Below are 18,220 nucleotides of genomic sequence, written 5' to 3'. Positions count from 1 at the left end.
TCGTCAGGTGTCGGCGTAGAAGCCTGCCATCTCCCGCGCGCACTGGGCGATGGCCTGGCGCAGCGCGGCCGGTTCCAGCACCTCCACCGTGGCGCCGTGGGCGAGGATCCACCATTGCAACTCGCGGGTATGGGCCATCTCGCATTCCAGCAGCCACCACCCATTCTCCAGGGGCGAGAGGCGCTGATCATCGGCCAGTGGGGTCTCGGTGGCGTCCAGGCGCTCCCGCAGCGCAGCGTTGATGCGCAGCTTCAGAAGGATCGGCTCGGGCTCGAGCAGGGTTTCCTGGCGTGCGTGGGCTTGCAGATCGAAGCCTGGCGGTATCTGGACGCTGCGGGATTTCTTCGGCGTGACGCTGCGAAAGCGCTGCAGTGGCAGAGTGCGCACCCTGGTCTCGCCGACCTTGGTGCAGATCAGGTAGATGCTCGAATCCCGGTAGGACAGGCCAAGGGGATTGAGCTGCATGTGCTGTTCGCTGGCGCTACGCCGCGAGTAGTAGAGCGCCTCCAGCGGGTAGCCCTCCAGCAGCGCCAGCTGGATTTCCCGCAGCACGGTTTCGTCGATCGGCGCCTGGCGCAACTGCAGTTGTTGCGAGCCGCTCACCACCTTGCCCAGCCAGCGCCCCTCGTGGCGCTGGAACTTGTCGAGCACCTCCCGCGAGCGCAGGTACTGCTCGTGCAGGTCGTCCAGTGCGGCGCGGTGCAGCAGGTGGCTGGCCTGTTCGTAGAGGGTGACGATGCTCAGCGCCACCCGCGCGGACTTCAGCTCGTGGCTGTCCAGCGGCTTGGCCTGCACCCTGGCGGCGGGCAGGCGCGCGCCCTTGGCCAGGCTCCAGCGTGGCTGCGCATGGTTGTTGTCGGAGGCGATGGCGCCGTCGGCCGCCAGCAGCTCCAGGTCACGTTGCACGGTGCGCAGGCTGACGGCGCACTGCTGTTGCAGCCGCTCGTGCAGGGTCGCCGCATCGAGGCCCGGCTTTTCGGTGGCGGCGATTTCGGCCAGCACCCGGTTGCGGCGCTCCAGGGTGACGACGGCGTTCGGGCGTGGGGATCGGGCGGGCATCGGTGGCGTCCTCGTGCGACATAGGTTGTCGTTCGGCCGTGGATACTAGCGCCATGGAAAACGTGCTGCCTAGTGGCACGGACGATGAAACCGAATCAGGAACCGAGCATGTCGAGCTCCGCCCGCGTCATCAGCCTGCTGGAATACCTGCTGCCCCCGGCCGGGCGCCTGGCGATCGAGACGCCGGACGGCCTGCTGCGCTTCTATGCCGGCATCGGCCTGGCGGCCTCGGGGGTGAACGACCTGCTGAGCGACTGCGAGGGTGTCGACGCCGCGCGCAGCCACTACGCCCGACTGAGGCAACAGGCGCTGGCCGAGGACGCGGACGCGCTCAACGACCTCGGCTGGCTCTGGCTGAACGGGCGCTGGTTGCCGGCCGACCCGGGCAAGGCCCATCGCCTGTTCAAGCTCGCCGTGGCCCTGGGCTCGGACCAGGCGCTGTTCAACCTGGGCGAGCAGTACTGCTACGGCAAGGGCGTGACGGTCGGCCTGGCGCTGGCGGCCGATTACTACGAACTGGCCTGGGAGCGCGGCGTGATCCAGGCGGCGCGGGCGCTGGGCGGCCTGCTGGAAGAGCGGGCGCGGGAGGGCTGCGCCGACCCGGTCCGCGCTGCCGAGTGGTACCGGCGCGCGGCCAGCGGGGGAGATGGTGAGGCGGCGCTCGCCCTGGGCTGCCTGTTGCTGGACGAGGAGGTCGGCTGCGTGGACGCGATGCAGGGCACCTGGTGGCTGCAGGTGGCCGCCGCACAGGGCTGCATGGTGGCGGCCGAGCGACTGGCGCATTTCTTCGCCGGTGGCTTCAGGTTTCACGACCCGCAGCGATATCTTTACCGCCTCTGGCGCGACCACGCCCTGCGCATGGGCAGCAGCCTGGCCCGCGAGATGAAGACGCTGGACGACGCGGACGAGAATGCCGGGTTGTGGGTGGGGTGAGCGGGAGGCTGGAATTCTTTCGTGCCCGGTGTCGGGTGCGGTTTTCGATGGAGCAAGGGGAGGGAATATGACGCTGCATGATTCGATCGTTCTGGAGATCGTCAACGGCCGCCTGGCCATGGAACTGCGGGCGACCGACCTGCTGGGAGACGAGCGCCGTGTCGAGGTGCTCGATGGCGAGGAGAAGGTGGAGCGCTTCCGCGTCGGCTTCGAGTTCTTCAGCGAAAGCCACATCACCACCGAGATGGCCAACCGAGCCGAGGACAGCGGCTACTGGGTCAAGCGCGGCGAGACGCCGCGTTATCGCAAGGTCGCCCGTGGGCTGTACCGCGTGCTGGCGCTGGAGGAGGGCGAGGAGCTGCTGAGGCATGAGGAGCAGGCTTCGGCCCCGACTCCGGTCGTTGCCGCAGGTGGCCCTGCCGAAGCCCGCTTCGCCGATTACCTGGCGCAGGTGCCGTTCCAGATCTTCGACCGCCGTCGCCGCGCGTTGCACCCTGCCCAGCCGGTAGAAGGTTTCGCTGCGCGGCTTGGCAGCTACTTCTGGCCGAGCCCAAGCGTCGATTACCTCGCCACCGCGACGACCCTGAATGCCTTCGTCGGCCGTGCCCGCGCCCTGAGCGTCAACCTCGCCGGCAACGCTGCCGCTGTGTTGGCGCTGTTCCAGGACATCTGCGACTGGGGCGGGGTGAAGCTACCCACCCAGGACGCCGCCGTGGTTGTGCATAACCTCGGTGAAGCCCGGAAGCAAAAGCCTTCCAGCCCCGCAGCGATGAACAGCGCCTGGACCAAGCTCTACGCGATCTTCTACCCGGACGACTTCGTGATCTTCGATTCGCGGGTCGCCACCGCCCTGGTGTCCATTGCCGAAGCGGTGCTGGACGACGGCGAGCTGGCCGACTTCAAGCAGCAGTACCCGGCCCTGGGTACCGTGGCCGGCCGGGGTGGCTCCCGCCCGCGCGCTACCCGCAGCTACTGGAAGAACGCCTACACCTCCTGGCAGGCGCAGCTGGACGCCAACCTGCTGTCGAAGCGGATTCTCTCCGCGCTCAACGGTGAGGACGGCAAGTACACCCTGCGTGAACTGGAAGCCGTGCTGTTCATGGAAGGCTACTGACGGCTTCGCGGAGGGCTGCGCCGTTGCGGCCCTCCGCATCCCGCTCCACCGACGCTGGATCAGGCGTTCAGCAGCACCAGGGCCGCCAGTGGGTAGTGCCTGTCGTCGTGACTGCGCAGGTTCGGCTCCGTGTCCGGCTGCACCCAGGCAAGCGCGGCGAAGTGCTTTTCCTCCAGCCAGTCGATGAAGGCCTGCTGTTCTTCCTGGCTCGCCTGCGCGCCCTGGCGATAGGGGATGGCGAAAACCGCACCGACCTTGTGGCCCTCGATATCCGCCGAGCGCGCATCGGCTGTCGCCAGTGCGCAGCGGGCCGCCAGCAAGGTGCCCGCAGCGGTCAGGTCGGTGATTTCCAGGTAGGCCACCTTGGCTTCGATGCAGAAACCGTGCTCGTCGTTGGCGATATACAGGTCGTTGCGCCCCGCGCCGTATTCGGCCTCGTCACCGATCCTGCCCACCTGGTATTCCTCCAGCGCGGTCCAGCCCGCGCGCCAGGCAGCGCCACAGAGCACGCTGACGTTGGACTGCTCGTTGTACCAGTAGGGCAGGTCCTCACCGCCCCAGACGGCGACGTACTGCCTGACGCATTCGACCCAGGTGCGGAGCACGGGCTCCAGGGGCTGCAATGGCTGGCTCTCGATGATCACGCTCATGGCAATTCCCTTTGCGTCGGTGGTGTGGTGATGAGGCCATATGACAACGAAATGGACATGTAAGAAAAGACTCGCGGCTGGCTACATGTCGCTATGGAGTGTCATCAGCCAAACCTGACAATGCTTTACCCGCCAGGGGACTAACGGATAATGTCGCGATGATGGCCATCCAGGCAGTCTGATGTTCTTGTGCATTTCTGAATCAAGATTTCGGGCGCTCTATCTCGGGCTTTACGGGATGGCGAGTGCCTGGCGGGCGTTGTCGATGCCCACGGGAAACGTGGGCTTCAAGGACCTGAAGGAGACGTTGTATGTCGTTGGTCGAGTTCTACCGGCAGAAGAATTTCAGCAGTTGCAGCCGCATCCACCTGGCCCCGGGGATTCCTCCCAAGCTGCTGAGCAACGCCATCGAGGCATTCAAGTTCAGGGGTGATCCGCGTGAGGTCGTGGCCCTGATCGACAACACCATGTTCGGCAGCGGCAAGGATGGCTGCCTGATCTGTTCCGACCGTCTCCTCTTCCGCGAGCCCTTCGCGGAGCCCACCGAGTACCTGTTCATCGAGATCAAGCTGGTCCAGTCCCGCGACCAGCGCGCCTTCGTCAACGGCCGTGACGTGCTGAAATTCAACATGCCCGACAAGCGTGACCTGACCGCTTGCTTCGAGGTGCTGGCCGAGTGGCTGGGCGGGCAGGCCGATGCGCCCGGCAAGCCGCTTGCCGCGCCGGTGGAGGCAGCGCCGAAGGCCACCGGGGAATTGCCGGCCGAGCAGTTGGCGGTGCTGATCGGTTACGTGCGCGAGTGCGCCTTGCGTATCGAGTCCGACAAGGTCTTCGTAGCGCCGAACATTCCGCCGAAGAAGCTGCAGGCGGCCCTGGCGTCCTATGGCAACGGCATGACGGCGGACGAGGTGATCGTGCTGGTCGACGACACCCTGTTCGGTGGCGCCAAGGAGGGGATGCTGATCGGCGATACGCGGATCGCCATGAAGATGATGATGGATTCGCCGCGCCTGTTCTTCTGGAAATTCCTCACCGGCATCGCCATCAGCAAGCGCAAGGTCTTCGTCAACCAGCGCGAGATCGCCCAACTGACCCAACTGGGCGAGGCCGAGCTGGGGGACTTCTTCGACACCATCAACGACTGCCTGCAGGACTTGCAGGGCCAGCTTGCCGATCAGCCCGCGCCGGCGGCCAAGGCGGTTGCGGCACCGGTGAGCGTGGCCGCGCCCGCCGTCGAGCAGCAGGTGCAGCTGTCCAGCGAGGTGGAGCAGAGCATGTCGGTGCCGGCGGTGCAGGCCCTGGCCGAGGCGCAGCCGGAGGTCGTGGCGGAGGACGCCAAGGGCAAGGACTCCAGGGCCAGCGAGAAGTTGTTCGGCTTCATCGCCAACGCCATCGAGCAGAACAAATCGAAGATCATCCCGCTACTCAAGGAAAAGACCGGCGAAGCTTCCCTCGCCGCCCTGCGCAACGACGAGAACATTGAGAAGTTCGCGGTGTACCTCTATGCCTTCCTGCCGAGCGTGGTGCGCCTGGCGCTGAGGGAGCAGGTGTTCGTGCAGTTCATGATCAGCAACCGCGACAAGATCATCGACCGCGTCATTGGCCCGGAACTGCAGGGCGAACTGCTGGAGGCGCCGGAGCCGGCGAGCCCCGGCTCGGCGAAGAGCCTGTCCAGCTTCGCCAGGCGCAGCGAACCGACACCGATCCAGCGCTCTTCGCTGTTCAACCAGAAGCTGGAGGAGGGGCAGCAGTACCTCGAGCAGTTCCAGGCCCACGCCCGCAGCGCCAGCGCCCGGCAACGCGACAGCGAGGAATTCCAGCAAGGGCTGGAGCAGTTCCATACCATTCAGTTCGGCATGGGCGTGCTGGCCGGCGCCATGCAGGTGCCGCGCTTCGTCGCCCGTGCCCTGGGCGAGGCGTTGAGCGGCAACGAGCAGGCGGCACTGGCCAGTGACGAAACCACGCTGTTGGGGCTAGGCTACGCCATTGCCTCGATGAGCCACATGCTGCGCGAGCAGGCCGGCTTCGACGAGGACCAGACCGCCGAGCTGCTCTACCCTCTGCTCAGCGCGCTGATCGTTCCTTATGTGCAGCAGGGCGTGGAAGGTGGACGCAAGACCCTGCGCAGCGTGGCCCGACCCATGGAGCAGGTCGCCGAATCCGAACAGATGAAGGACTTCCAGCTCACTTGCCGGCGCATGGGCATGAACATCGCCAATGGCGACCTGGAGGACCTGGCCGGCAACTTCACCTTCGCCATCTACCGGGCCGTGGAGACACAGTTCGCCAGCAAGGAGGAAGCGCTGGGGCTGAGCCGCAAGCTGGATGACTTCGCCCGTGATGGCTTCGACGCTTACAGGCAGCAGATGGACGAGGCGCTGGAGGCGTTGCTGATCCGCTACATGGAAAGCCAGCAAGGCTGAACGCAGGCCCGGGGCGCCGCCGTGGCGCTCCGGGCCGGCCACCACGATAGTTGCCAGATTCATCAACCAAGTATTTGATTTGTCATATGTTTCCCCGCGTCACCCTTGGCTAGAGTCGGCGCCATAACGACTACAACAAGCCGAGGCACCCCATGGACCACCTGCCCATCTCCTGCGACATCCCGCCTGCCTGATCCGCAACCCGTGACCTTCACCGCGCGCCACCCGGCGTTGCGCCTTCACGTTCCGGATGAGGCATTCACATGGACAACACCCCGCACACCCAAGCACCGCGCCCTAAGATCGAGGTGCGCTCCATCGACTACGTGCCGCGCAGCGAGCGCCACGGCAAGGTCTGGCACCAGGGGCCGTTCTGGTTCACCGGCAATTTCGTGCTCACCACCCTGGTCACCGGTTTCACCGGGCCGGCCCTGGGGCTGGGGGCCTTGCCGTCGATGCTGGCGATCCTCATAGGCGTAGCTATCGGCACCTTCTTCATGGCCTTCCACGCCAACCAGGGGCCGCGCATGGGGCTGCCGCAGATGATCCAGTCGCGGGCGCAGTTCGGCCTGCGCGGCGCGGTGGTGCCCTTCATCGCGGTGGTCGGCGTGTACATCGGTTTCAACGTGTTCAACGTCATCCTCGCCACCGATGCGATCAACACCGTGCTGCTCGGCGCGCGCATGCCCTGGTACGTGCTGCTGGTGGGCCTGGCGGTGCTGCTGGCGATCGTCGGGCACGACCTGCTGCACACCGTGCAGCGCTGGCTGACCTACCTGATGATCGCGGTGTTCGGCGTGCTCACCCTCTTCGCCGTCACCGAGCTGCAGGCCGATGCGGCCCTGGCGCCGGCGGGGTTCTCCTGGAGCGCGTTCCTGGTGCAGCTCTCGGCGGCGGCCGGCTACCAGATCAGCTACTCGGTGTACGTCTCGGACTATTCGCGCTACCTGCCCCACGATACGCCGCCGCGCCGGGTGATCTTCTGGACCTATCTCGGCGCCGGCGGCTCGGCGCTGTGGCTGATGTCCCTGGGGGCCTTCATCGCCTCGGCCCTGCCGGCGCCGGACGCCATCGGCAGCATCCGCGAGATCGGCAACCGGCTGTTCGCGGGCTTCGGCACCTTCACCGTGCTCATCGCCGTGCCGGCACTGGTGGGCATCATGGCGGTGAACTGCTATGGCGCGATGCTCACCAGCCTCAGCGCCATCGACGCCTTCGCCCGGGTGAAGCCGACCTTGCGCCTGCGGGTGGCCGGCATCGGCGTGATCGCCCTCATCGTGCTGGTGGTGGCGCGGCTGATCCCCGAGAGCTACCTGGGCAGCTTCAACACCTTCGTCCTGCTGATGCTGTACTTCCTGGTGCCCTGGACGGCGGTCAACCTGGTGGACTTCTACCTGGTGCGGCGCGGGCACTACGCGATCAGCGAGATCTTCAACCCGCAGGGCCTCTATCGCGGCTGGTCGGTCGCCGGGCTGCTGGCCTATGGGCTCGGGCTGCTGGCGATGGTGCCGTTCATGGCGCTGGGTTTCTGGACCGGCCCCGCCACGGCCGCCCTGGGCGGTGCGGACATCGCCTTCGCGGTGGGCCTGCCGGTGTCCGGCCTGAGCTACTGGCTGCTGGCCCGGAAGCTGGACCTGGCCGCCGAGCGCCGGTTGGCGGAAGCGGATCAGCAACAACTGGAGCGAGGAGGGCCGCTGGCATGACGACGATGAAGGTTAACGTGGCCTGCTGCCAGGTCGCCCCGCGCATTGGCGAGCTGGCGTTCAACCGTGCGCTCGTCGAGCGCGTCACCCGCCGGGCGGCGAGCCTGGGCGCGCAGGTGGTGGTGCTGCCGGAGCTGGTGCAGAGCGGTTACCTGTTCCGCGACCCTGCCGAGGCCCGGGCCCTGGCCGAGCCGCTGGACGGCCCCGGCATCACGCTGTGGACGGCCCTGGCCGCCGAGCTGGGCATCGTGCTGGTGGGCGGCTTCTGCGAATTGCGCGATGACGGCACCCTGGCCAACAGCGCGGCGCTGGTGGATGCCAGCGGGGTGCGCGCGGTGTACCGCAAGGCGCACCTGTGGGATGGCGAGAAGGCGATCTTCACGCCCGGCGATGCCCCGCCCCCGGTGGTGGACACGGCCTTCGGGCGCCTCGCGGTGATGATCTGCTACGACCTCGAGTTCCCCGAATGGGTGCGCCTGCCCGCGCTGGCCGGTGCCCAGTTGCTCTGTGCGCCGGTGAACTGGCCACGGGGCCCGCGCCCGGTCGCCGAGCGCCCTGGGGAAGTGGTGCGGGTGCAGGCCGATGCGGCGGTGAACCGGATGACCATCGCCGCCTGCGATCGCCACGGCCATGAGCGGGGCGTGGACTGGGTGGAGGGCTCGGTGATCGTCGATGCCGACGGTTATCCACAAGCCGGGCCGGCGGGCGAGGGGGGCGAGCAACTGCTGCTGGCGGAGCTGGACCTGGGCGCTGCGCGGGACAAGCGCATCAGCGCCCGCAACGATGTGCATGGCGACCGGCGGCCTGAGCTTTATTCCGGGCTGTTGGCTGTGCAGGGGAAGGCCCTGGGCTGAAGCCCAGGCTAGAGGGTGCCCCCCGGGCTTCAGCCCGGGAAAGAATGCTCAGCTGTAGAGCCAGCGGCCGAGTTCTTCCAGGTTGGCGACCACGATCTGTTGCGCCACCGGCTTGGCCTGCACCTTGTTCGGATCGATCTGGTAGCGCTGCAGCACGTATTGCACCAGGGCGCCGCGGCTGTGGATGACCAACTGGCCGTCCTGCATGCCGTAGTCCGCCTCGATGATCGCCTGCTGCGCGGGCTTCAGCCGTCCATCGGGGGCGAGGATCACCTCCACCGCCGTCATCCAGCCTTCGTCCGCGTCGCGGCCCTGGGCGGACTCGTCCATCAGGTCCGGCTCGCCACGGAAGCGGCTGAGCACGAAGTCGCGGTAGTCGCGGTTCTTCTCGCAGTAGGCGCGCACATGCCAACGCATGCCGGTGAACACCAGGGTGTGCGGGGCGATGACGCGGATCTCCGATTCCGGGTGGGCCAGGGATACGTACTCGGTTTCCAGGCGCAGGCCTTCGCGGCAGGCCTGGAGGATGGGGCGCAACACCTCGGGGCGGATGCTGCGGTCCGGCACCCGCAGCACCTCGGTGTGGGCGTAGGCCAGGGCCAGGCCCTCGATGTGCGGCGAGCGCTCGCGGTTCTGGTCCAGCAGGTGCAAATAGGCGCTGGCGCTGCCGTCGATGAACAGCGGGCGGAAGCCCTTGCCGGGTTTGTAGCCCTTGAGGTGCTTGTCGTAGACCAGGTTCTTCGGCGCGTGCTCGTTGAGGTAGGCGTTGATGTCCTTGGAGGCCTGCTGGCGGCTGATGCCGAAGCTCTGCATCAGGTGGTTGGTGGTCAGCCGGCCTTCCCACCAGGCCACGGTTTCGATGAGCCGGTAGCGCTGGGCGAGGTCCCAGCGGACGTGGTCGATGGAGCGCTTCATGGCGATGCACCTGACGGGAGGGAGCCTTGGGTATAGGTCAGGTGCATGGATATGTCCAATAAGGCGACATGACGCGTCGGGCGGCTGGAAGGCCCGTCAATAGAGGTGCTTGAGGTCGTGCCTGACCACCGCATCCACCACCAGGGTGGTGGCCTTGCCCAGCAGGCCGGTGCCGTTCATGTGCTCGGCGAGCATCTTCGGGAAGGAGGGGATGGCCGTCGGCGCCAGGTGGGTTTCCGCGCGCCACAGGCCGGCGTCGACCAGCTCGGGCGCCTCGACGAAGGCGAAGCGCTCCACCTCCACCAGGGTGCCCAGCACCGGGGCCTTGCCGTTCACCGAGAGCGGGCCGAGCAGCTGCGGGTCGGCGCTCACCTGCGCGCGGCCGGTGACGCTGAGCACCGTTGCCGAGCCCGGCAGCAGGAAGGCCAGCTTCAGTTCGTCGCAGGCGAGGATGTTGCTGAGCGACACCGCCACCTTGTTGCCCGGGCGTTCGGGGATCAGCAGCCGCTGCGGGTCGATGAGCCCGATGAAGCCTTCCGGGTCGCCCCGGGGCGAGAGCTCGGTGGCCCCCTCGGCGTTGCGGGTCAGCATCAGCAGGTAGGGCGAGCGGGCGAGGAAGGCCCGCGCGGCCTGTGACAACGCCCCTTCGCCGCGTTCCGCCGGCCAGCCGCCCGGGTCTTCCCGCGCGGTCCAGAAGTCCGCGCGCACCATGGCCCGCGAGCAATGCAGGAACAGGGCGTCGGCCTCGAACTCCAGGCAGGTGCCGGCCTTTTCCCGCAGCGGCTGGCCGCGACCGTTGGCACGCAGGGCGAAGCCGATGCCCGGCAGGATGAAGAGCAGGCTGCAGGCCCTGGAGGCCCCGTACTCCTTCAGGGGCAGGGCGGCGGGCCAGGCCAGCCGGATGCGCTTGCCTTCGGCCAGGATCACCGGCGTACTCTGCAGGTCGAGGAAGGCGATGTCGCTGTCGGCACCGGCCAGGCCGACGGCGCAGACACTGGCGTTGCGGATGAGCGTCAGGCAGTGGGGGTCGATCACCGGTTGCAGGCGCTTCTTCATCAGGGCGGGCGGTTCGGCGATCAGCGTGCGCAGGGCGCCGAGGGATTCGATGCGGTGGCGGGACATGCGGCAACTCCTCATGGGGTGATGACCCGATGCTAGGGCCGCCCGGGCCGGGAGGGCATGGCGCCTGGTTTCAATCGACATGGCGTTCGGTTGCAATCGTCCGCGCGGGTGAAACGGCCGTCCCCGATAACCTGAAACGCTCGTCCCAGAGCCTGTGAAGCGATCGCCACTGTGACGGAAAGCAATATGTGTGACGCGCGTTGCGTTCAGACTGTGCGGCAGATCCGGACCCGGTGCCTGCCAGGGGCGGTGGGAGGCAGCGTCATGTCGCTGCCGCGCACCTGGCAACCAAGGGGCACTGTGAGAATCCGGGCAGCGCCACGGTCGACCCGTGGCCACACCGCCAATCGACAATAAGGAATGCTCCATGGATGTTGCTGTACGACGTGCCCTCGGTCTTCTCCTGGCCTGCGCCAGCCTGCCCGCCTCGGCGGACTTCGTCACCGTGATCACCTTCGGTGGCGCCAACAAGGATGTGCAGAAGGAGGCCTTCTTCAAGCCCTTCAAGGCGAGCACCGGCAACGCCGTGGTGCACGGCTCGTACAACGGCGACCTCGACAAGCTCAAGCACATGGTCGAACTCAGCCACGTGACCTGGGACGTGGTGGAGATGGAAGCACCGGAACTGGCCCGCGGCTGCGAGGAGGGGCTGTTCGAGAAGCTCGACCCGGCCCTGCTTGGCAACCCCGCCGACTTCGTGCCCGGCACGCTCCAGCCCTGCGGCGTCGGTATCTTCGTCTGGTCCACGGTGCTCGCCTACGATTCGGCGAAGATCAAGAACGCACCCACCGGCTGGGGCGATTTCTGGGACCTGCGCAAGTACCCGGGCAAGCGCGGCCTGCGCCATGGCGCCAAGTACAACCTGGAGTTCGCCCTGATGGCCGACGGCGTCGCACCGCAGGACGTCTACCAGGTGCTGGACACCCCGGCCGGGGTCGAACGCGCCTTCCGCAAGCTCGACGAGATCAAGTCCAGCGTCCTCTGGTGGAAGGCCGGCGCCGAACCGGTGCGCGCCCTGCAGGACGGCAAGGTGGCCATGAGCGCCGCCTACAACGGCCGTATCGCCACCGCGCAGAAGGAAACCCGCTCCCTGGCCATGGTCTGGACCGGCAGCATCTACGACTTCGACTACTGGGCCCTGCCCAAGGGCTCGTGGAAGGGCGACCTGGCCAGGACCTTCGTCACCTTCACCACCCAGCCGGAGCGGCAGAAGGCCTTCGCCGAGGGCATCTCCTACGCCCCGGTGAACAACAAGGCGATCGCCATGATCGACCCCGCCATCGCCGCCACCCTGCCCACCGCCCCGCAGAACATCAGCGGCGCCCTGCCGATGAGCGTGAAGTTCTGGGCCGCCCACGGCGAGCTGGAGCAGCGCTTCGAGAACTGGGTGAAGAACTGATCCCCCGCACGGAACTGGTCTGTGTGTAGGGTGGAGGTCGCTCTTCACCTCCACCAGCGGTGCTTCATGTGGGTACGAATGCTTGTGGCCGCGTAGCCCGGGCTTCAGCCCGGGAGCAGAGTTGCCTGCATCCCCGGGCTGAAGCCGGGCTACAACCTGTGCAGCATGAGGGCGCGAATGGTGGACGGGTGAAGCGTCGTCCACCCTACGGTTGGGGGGCGTCGGTCGTGTGCCGGGCCTTGAGCCAGAGGCCGAATTCCTTGATCACCTCCACCACCTTGCGCAGGCGCTGGCCGTCTTCGGTGAGCTGGTATTGCACCCGCACCGGCACTTCCGGGTAGACGGTGCGCAGCACCATGCCGGCTTCTTCGAGGGCGCGAAGGTCGAGGGTGAGCATGCGCTGGGAGATGTGCGGGATGTCGCGGCGCAGGTCGTTGAAGCGCTTGGGGCCATCCAGCAGGTAGGACACCAGCAGCAGGCGCCAGCGCCCGCCGAGCAGGTGCATGGCTTCCTCGACCGAGCAGCCGGATACGTTCTTCTTCATGGGGGCTCCAGGTATATTTTGTGTACCTAAGCTACAGATTTCTCCCTTCTTCAAAAAGAGAACCGCTGCGTCGATACTCCTGCCGCGCCTCCATCGTGGAGGTGGCCTGAGCAAGGAGTCGCCATGAAGCTGTACTACGCCCCCCGTACCTGTTCGCTGTCGCCGCATATCGTGCTGCTGGAGCTGGGCCTGCCGTTCGAGGCGGTCCGTGTGGATAACCGCACCAAGCTCACCGAGCACGGCGACGACTTCCTCGCCATCAACCCCAAGGGCTATGTCGCCGCGCTGGAGCTGGACAATGGCGAGGTGCTCACCGAAGGCACCGCCATCGTCCAGTACCTGGCCGACCTGCGCCCGGAGGCGGGGCTCGCGCCGGCCAACGGCACGCTGCAGCGGGTGCGCCTGCAGGAGTGGCTGAACTTCATCTCCGGGGAAATCCACGCCGGCATGAGCCCGCTGTTCAACGCGGCGATCCCGGAGGAGGTGAAGGCGATCTTCCGCGCGCGTCTGTTCAAGCGCTTCGACTACCTGGAAGCCACGCTGGGCCAGGCCGACTACCTGCTGGGCAACCGCTTCGGCGTGGCCGACGCCTACCTGTTCACCGTGCTCGGCTGGGTGGATTTCTTCGCCATCGACCTGGCGCACTGGCCGGCGCTCGCGGCCTTCCGTGCGCGCATCTCAGAGCGGCCCCGGGTGCAGGCCGCGATACGTGCCGAGGCGGCGTGAGGCGCTCGACCGCAGCCGCTGGCGGTGCCTGCGGTTGAGCGGTTACTGTCCGTTCAGGAAAAAGGAATGCCTGCCATGAGCCCAACCCGCGTCTCCGCCCTGGCGGTGCTCGACCTGCATGACCTGCTGCTGCAACTGGGCGCCGTCAAGGCGGCGCAGCTGGTGGTGGCCGGCCTGTCCCGCGAGGTGCTGCTGGAGCGTTGCGATCCTGCCGCGCCGTTGCAGGAGCAGCGCCTGGACGAGGGCCTGTTGCTGGGGTTGTGGCAGTTGGCGGCGAGCACCTCGGCGTTGCCGCAGGTCGGCCTGCTGATCGGGCAGGCCTTCAACCCCGAGCGGCGTGGCCTGCTGGCCAGCCTGCTGTTCCAGTGCGCATCGGTGGGCGAGGCGCTGTCGACCTTCCTGCGCCATGGCGTGCTGATGAACCCGTCCGAACGCTGGAGCGCACGCGATGCACAGGGCGGCCTGTGCCTCGAACTGGAGTTCGTCGCCGGGCGCGGTTATCCACAGGCGGCGGTGGAGCGCAGCCTGGCGGCGCTGGTGCGCTGGGGGCGGGAGCTGGCCGGGGAGGACTTCGTGCCGCAGCGGGTCGAATTCGCCTGTCCGCGTCCGGCCCATGCCGCGCACTTCGCCGAGGCGTTCGGCACCGCCGTGCAGTTCGGCTGCGTGGCGAACCGCGTGTACCTGTCGCGCGAGCAGGTGGCCAGCCCGGTCCGCAGCGCCAACCCCTACCTCAAGGCGTTGCTGGAGGCGCGTGCGCAGGCGGCCCTGGAGCAGCTGCGGGCCGAGGGCGACCTGGCCGAGCGCGTACGCCTGATGATCCGCGCCGATCTCGTCAGCGGCCCGGGCATCGAGGCGCTCTGCGCCGCCCTGCACCTCAGCCGGCCGACACTCTACCGGCGTCTGCGCGAGCAGGGCACCAGCTTCACCGCGCTGCTGGAGCAGGAGCGCAGTCGCCTGGCCCTGCAGCAGGTGCGTGACGGCGTGCCGCTGCAGGCGATCAGCGAGGCCTTGGGTTTCAAGGATGTGAGCACGTTCCACCGCGCCTTCCGCCGCTGGTTCGGCCATTCGCCCGGTGCGGCGAGAAGGCTGTACCCCGTCGAATGACGCAACGGCGGCGCTCACCTGGGCACCGCTTCCCCCTCCTGCCAGCGCAAGGGACGACCGCGTTCTCGGCCGCTGGTTCGAGCGAAACGTGGCTGCCCCTCCAAAAGTTCAGTGCAGATTGCAAGGCTCGGTCGGTGGCATCGTGCAATATGCAAGTAGCACTTTGATGGCTATAAGATTCAACTATCTGATTTGTATGATTTTTTTCGTATGGCTCAACTGGCACAGCGGGTGCAATGGGAAGAGCTCAAAGAAAAATATCAGGGAGCAGAACAATGCAGATCGCCATCAAAGAATTCTTCGACGCATTCCCCGGCTACGAGGTTTCCATCCGCCCCCGGCCCGACGGCATGCTGCTGCTCACCCTCGGCAAGCAGGGCGAGACGACCATGAGCAAGGCCATCCAGAGCGATGCCGTGTTCTGCAAGGAGCGCGTGCGCGGGCTGATTCGCGATGTGATGCGCGAGATGAAGCTGGCCTCCGGCGAGGTGACCTGGAAAGGCGAAGGCAACATCTGGCTGAGCCGTGACCTGCCGACCTTCACCGGCGGCCCGATCCAGATGACCGCCGCCAAGACCCTGGTCGAGCGTCGCAAGCTGGAGCGCATGGCTGGCCGTCGCGCCGTCGCAGGCTGATTGCAGCGGCCGCCGGTCCCCGGTGATCGGCGGTACCGCTGACCTTCCGTCGCTGGAAGCGAATGAGTTTTTGGGAATTTTTCACGTTCCAGGCGTTCAATCCTTCATGATAAGCGAGGCGATCAATCCCGCTGGCCGTCGACCTGGTCGATGGCAGACACCGGCGGTTTCGCCTCCCTGACATCAATGGAATGCGTGGCTGCAGGGTGCCGAATATTCGGCGCTCACCCTTGCGAGGGTCGGCAGTGGTGCATCGAAGGAGATCGTTCTTGATAACCAGCGACAGCGACGAGGCCTTGGCCAACGCGAGCGAGAACTGCGCCCGGGAGCCCATCCACATCCCCGGCAGCATCCAGCCGCACGGCTTCATGCTGGTGTTCGACGAGGCCGCTGGCCGCGTCGTGCAGGCCAGCGAGAATGTGCGCGAGTGGTTGGGGCTGGCGGTCGAGGACCTGCTCGGCCGCCACCTCGATGAGTTGCTGGCGGATGTGCCGCCGTTGCTGGCACGCCTGGCCACCCTGGCGGACGACGAGACCAATCCCTTCCATGTCGGCGACGTGCATTTCGCCATCGGCAGCCGTGCGGGCCAGCCGATCGCGATGATGGCGCACCGCTGGGACGGCGTGTTGATCGCGGAGTTCGAGCCGGTCAGCGACATAGTCACCGCCTACGGCAATTTCTACCCGCTGGTGCGCAGCTTCATCAGCCGCCTGCAGGAGTCCGACAGCGTCGAGGCGCTCTGCCGGCGCGCGGTGGAGGAGGTCAAGCGCGTCACCGGTTTCGGCCGGGTCAAGGCCTATTCCTTCGACGCCGAAGGCAACGGCCTGGTGCTGGCGGAGGAGGCCGACCCCGGCTACCCGCGCTACCTCGGCCTGTGCTTCCCCGCCTCGGACATCCCCCAGCAGGCCCGTGCGCTCTATTGCGCCAACCGCATCCGCGTGATCGAGGACGCCAACTACCGGCCTTCGCCCCTGCGACCCCAGGACAACCCGCTGAGCGGCAAGCCGCTTGATCTCAGCTTCTCGGCCCTGCGCAGCGTCTCCCCGGTGCACCTGCAGTACATGCGCAACATGGGCACCCTGGCGTCGATGTCGATTTCCATCGTCGTGCGCGGCCAGCTCTGGGGCCTGATCTCCTGCCATGACGAGCGGCCTCGCGCGGTAGGCTTCCAGACGCGCACCGCCTGCGAGCTGCTGGGCAGCGTGCTGTCGCTGCAGATCGAGACCCGCGAGGCACACGGCCAGACCCAGCGCCTGCTCGGCCTGCGCCAGCACATCGTGCGCCTGCTTTCGGCCATGGCTGATCGCGACAGCGTTGCCGCCGGCCTGCTGGCCCTGCCCGATGCCCTGCTCGACTTCGCCCGGGCCAGTGGCGCGGCGATCATTTCCGCGGCCGACTGCGACCTGGTGGGGCAGACACCGCCTCGTGCGCAGGTCAACGCCCTGGTGCACTGGCTGGCCAAGCGCGGCGGACCGGAGGTGTTCCACACCGACAACGTCGGCCGCGACATCGACGAGCTCCCCGAGCTGGCCGCGCACGCAGGTGGCGTGCTGGCGGTGGCCATCTCGAAGATCCATTCCCACTACCTGCTGTGGTTCCGCCCCGAGCAGGTGCGCACCGTCGAATGGGCGGGCAGGCCGGAGAAAAGCATCGGCCCGGGGGGCGCGCTCAACCCCCGCAACAGCTTCGAGCGTTGGCAGGAAACGGTGAAGGGCTTCTGCGCGCCCTGGGATCCGCTGGAGATCGAGGGTGTGACCGAACTGCGTTCGGCGGTGCTCGGCATCGTCCTGCGCAAGGCCGAGGAGATGGCGCAGCTGGCGGGCGAGCTGAAGAAATCCAACAAGGAGCTGGAAGCCTTCTCCTACAGCGTTTCCCACGACCTGCGCGCCCCGCTGCGGCACATCGCCGGCTACGCCGAGCTGCTGGGGGAGTTCGAGGGCGGGCGGCTGTCGGAACGTGGCCTGCGTTTTCTCGATCACATCGGCGAGTCGGCGCGTTTCGCCGGCACCCTGGTGGACAACCTGCTGAGCTTCTCGCAGATGGGCCGTGCGGCGCTGCGCTTCTCCGATGTCGACCTGCAGGCGCTGGTGGAAGCCATCCGCAACGAGATGGCACCGGACGTGGAAGGGCGCCGAATCGAATGGCGAATGGACGGCCTGCCGGTGATAATCGCCGACGCCGCATTCCTTCACCTGGCGATGCGCAACCTGCTGGCCAACGCCGTCAAGTACAGCCGCGACCGCAACCCCGCGATCATCGAGGTGAGCGCGCGGTTCGAGGGCGACGAGGTGATTGTCGCCGTGAGCGACAACGGCGTGGGCTTCGACATGGAATACGCCGGCAAGCTGTTCGGTGTGTTCCAGCGCCTGCACCGCATGGAGGAGTTCGAAGGCACCGGCATCGGCCTGGCCAGCGTGCGTCGCATCATCGAGCGCCACGATGGCCGTGTGTGGGCCGAAGGCCGGGTCGACGAAGGCGCCACTTTCTTTTTCTCACTGCCCCTGCGTGGGCTGGAAGTACCGTCAAGGAATGCATGAGGATCGATGATGCTCAAACCCATCCTGCTGATCGAAGACAACCCCCGGGACCTTGAGCTGACCCTCGTGGCCCTGGAACGCAGCCAGCTGGCCAACGACGTGATCGTCCTGCGCGACGGTGCCGAGGCGCTGGATTACCTGTTCCGCCGCAACGAGCACGCCCAGCGCGCCGACGGCAACCCGGCGGTGATGCTGCTGGACCTCAAGCTGCCGAAGATCGACGGCCTGGAGGTTCTCAAGGCCGTGCGCGACACCCCTGAGCTGCGCAGCATCCCCATCGTCATGCTCACCTCCTCGCGGGAGGAGCCCGACCTGCAGCGCGCCTACGAGCTGGGAGTGAACGCCTATGTGGTGAAGCCGGTCGAATTCAAGGAATTCGTCGCGGCGATCTCCGACCTGGGCATCTTCTGGGCCGTGCTCAACGAACCGCCGCCCGGCTCGCTGCGCCTCCAGCGCCGCCCGGGCTCCTGAGCCGCGACCACAGCCACGCCCCGGCCGCCGA

General features: G+C 67.1%; 16 protein-coding genes. 11 read left to right on the top strand and 5 right to left on the bottom strand.

Translation table 11 applies throughout. From position 1 onward, the window contains the following. Positions 1–3: 3 nt before the first annotated feature. A complete protein-coding gene (locus WFQ67_RS13375) occupies positions 4–1,059 on the bottom strand; it encodes a helix-turn-helix transcriptional regulator (RefSeq protein ID WP_337057149.1) in 1,056 nt (351 codons plus the stop codon). 108 nt (positions 1,060–1,167) lie between these two features. On the opposite strand from WFQ67_RS13375, the gene WFQ67_RS13370 reads away from it, so the two are divergent. Together WFQ67_RS13370 and WFQ67_RS13365 are read left to right on the top strand one after the other, a co-directional pair. Then, positions 1,168–1,992 carry a tetratricopeptide repeat protein gene (locus WFQ67_RS13370; protein WP_337057148.1) on the top strand — a complete coding sequence of 275 codons (825 nt, stop codon included), beginning with the start codon at positions 1,168–1,170 and terminating at the stop codon, positions 1,990–1,992. A 67-nt stretch (positions 1,993–2,059) separates the two neighbouring features. Beyond that, positions 2,060–3,106 (top strand): hypothetical protein, encoded by a 1,047-nt coding sequence (locus tag WFQ67_RS13365; RefSeq protein WP_213626047.1) that lies wholly within the window; start codon positions 2,060–2,062, stop codon positions 3,104–3,106. Between the two features lie 59 nt (positions 3,107–3,165). Here the strand turns inward: WFQ67_RS13365 and WFQ67_RS13360 are convergent, their stop codons facing one another. Further along, complete coding sequence (locus WFQ67_RS13360; RefSeq protein ID WP_213626046.1) at positions 3,166–3,756, bottom strand: hypothetical protein; 591 nt, start codon at positions 3,754–3,756, stop codon at positions 3,166–3,168. A gap of 311 nt (positions 3,757–4,067) precedes the next feature. On the opposite strand from WFQ67_RS13360, the gene WFQ67_RS13355 reads away from it, so the two are divergent. The 3 genes from WFQ67_RS13355 to WFQ67_RS13345 all read left to right on the top strand — a co-directional run bounded on the left by WFQ67_RS13355 (position 4,068) and on the right by WFQ67_RS13345 (position 8,736). After that, the gene (locus WFQ67_RS13355; protein WP_337057147.1) at positions 4,068–6,179 is read left to right on the top strand and encodes a hypothetical protein; all 2,112 of its coding nucleotides are present in this window, start codon (positions 4,068–4,070) and stop codon (positions 6,177–6,179) included. A gap of 263 nt (positions 6,180–6,442) precedes the next feature. Beyond that, complete coding sequence (locus WFQ67_RS13350; protein ID WP_337057146.1) at positions 6,443–7,882, top strand: purine-cytosine permease family protein; 1,440 nt, start codon at positions 6,443–6,445, stop codon at positions 7,880–7,882. Next, positions 7,879–8,736, top strand: a complete 858-nt coding sequence (locus tag WFQ67_RS13345) for a nitrilase family protein (RefSeq protein WP_213626043.1) — start codon at positions 7,879–7,881, stop codon at positions 8,734–8,736. The genes WFQ67_RS13350 and WFQ67_RS13345 overlap by 4 nt, the downstream gene beginning before the upstream one ends. 48 nt (positions 8,737–8,784) lie before the next feature. On the opposite strand, the gene WFQ67_RS13340 is transcribed toward WFQ67_RS13345, so the two are convergent. Then, positions 8,785–9,657 carry a helix-turn-helix transcriptional regulator gene (locus WFQ67_RS13340; RefSeq protein WP_213630663.1) on the bottom strand — a complete coding sequence of 291 codons (873 nt, stop codon included), beginning with the start codon at positions 9,655–9,657 and terminating at the stop codon, positions 8,785–8,787. A 90-nt stretch (positions 9,658–9,747) separates the two neighbouring features. After that, positions 9,748–10,773: a pyridoxamine 5'-phosphate oxidase family protein gene (locus WFQ67_RS13335; RefSeq protein WP_337057145.1), complete on the bottom strand. Its 1,026-nt coding sequence runs from the start codon at positions 10,771–10,773 to the stop codon at positions 9,748–9,750. A gap of 367 nt (positions 10,774–11,140) precedes the next feature. Here WFQ67_RS13335 and WFQ67_RS13330 point away from each other — a divergent pair, with 367 nt between their 5' ends. Next, positions 11,141–12,172: an ABC transporter substrate-binding protein gene (locus tag WFQ67_RS13330; protein ID WP_337057144.1), complete on the top strand. Its 1,032-nt coding sequence runs from the start codon at positions 11,141–11,143 to the stop codon at positions 12,170–12,172. A gap of 205 nt (positions 12,173–12,377) precedes the next feature. On the opposite strand, the gene WFQ67_RS13325 is transcribed toward WFQ67_RS13330, so the two are convergent. Then, a complete protein-coding gene (locus tag WFQ67_RS13325; protein ID WP_213626040.1) occupies positions 12,378–12,716 on the bottom strand; it encodes a winged helix-turn-helix transcriptional regulator in 339 nt (112 codons plus the stop codon). A gap of 123 nt (positions 12,717–12,839) precedes the next feature. Between WFQ67_RS13325 and gstA the strand changes: the two genes are divergently transcribed. From gstA to WFQ67_RS13300, 5 genes are all read left to right on the top strand, one after another. Next, on the top strand, positions 12,840–13,442 hold the full coding sequence (gstA, locus tag WFQ67_RS13320; protein ID WP_213626039.1) for a glutathione transferase GstA: 603 nt from the start codon (positions 12,840–12,842) through the stop codon (positions 13,440–13,442). Between the two features lie 75 nt (positions 13,443–13,517). Next, positions 13,518–14,546 (top strand): AraC family transcriptional regulator ligand-binding domain-containing protein, encoded by a 1,029-nt coding sequence (locus tag WFQ67_RS13315; protein ID WP_337057142.1) that lies wholly within the window; start codon positions 13,518–13,520, stop codon positions 14,544–14,546. A gap of 275 nt (positions 14,547–14,821) precedes the next feature. After that, a complete protein-coding gene (locus tag WFQ67_RS13310) occupies positions 14,822–15,181 on the top strand; it encodes a DUF3509 domain-containing protein (RefSeq protein WP_213626037.1) in 360 nt (119 codons plus the stop codon). Between the two features lie 269 nt (positions 15,182–15,450). Continuing rightward, a complete protein-coding gene (locus WFQ67_RS13305; RefSeq protein ID WP_337057141.1) occupies positions 15,451–17,718 on the top strand; it encodes an ATP-binding protein in 2,268 nt (755 codons plus the stop codon). Between the two features lie 9 nt (positions 17,719–17,727). Then, on the top strand, positions 17,728–18,189 hold the full coding sequence (locus tag WFQ67_RS13300) for a response regulator (RefSeq protein WP_213626035.1): 462 nt from the start codon (positions 17,728–17,730) through the stop codon (positions 18,187–18,189). Positions 18,190–18,220 lie beyond the last annotated feature (31 nt).

The sequence above is a fragment of the Pseudomonas sp. USHLN015 genome (assembly GCF_037153275.1).
GTDB lineage: Bacteria > Pseudomonadota > Gammaproteobacteria > Pseudomonadales > Pseudomonadaceae > Metapseudomonas > Metapseudomonas tohonis.
This window is presented reverse-complemented; position numbering and strand designations above follow the sequence as displayed.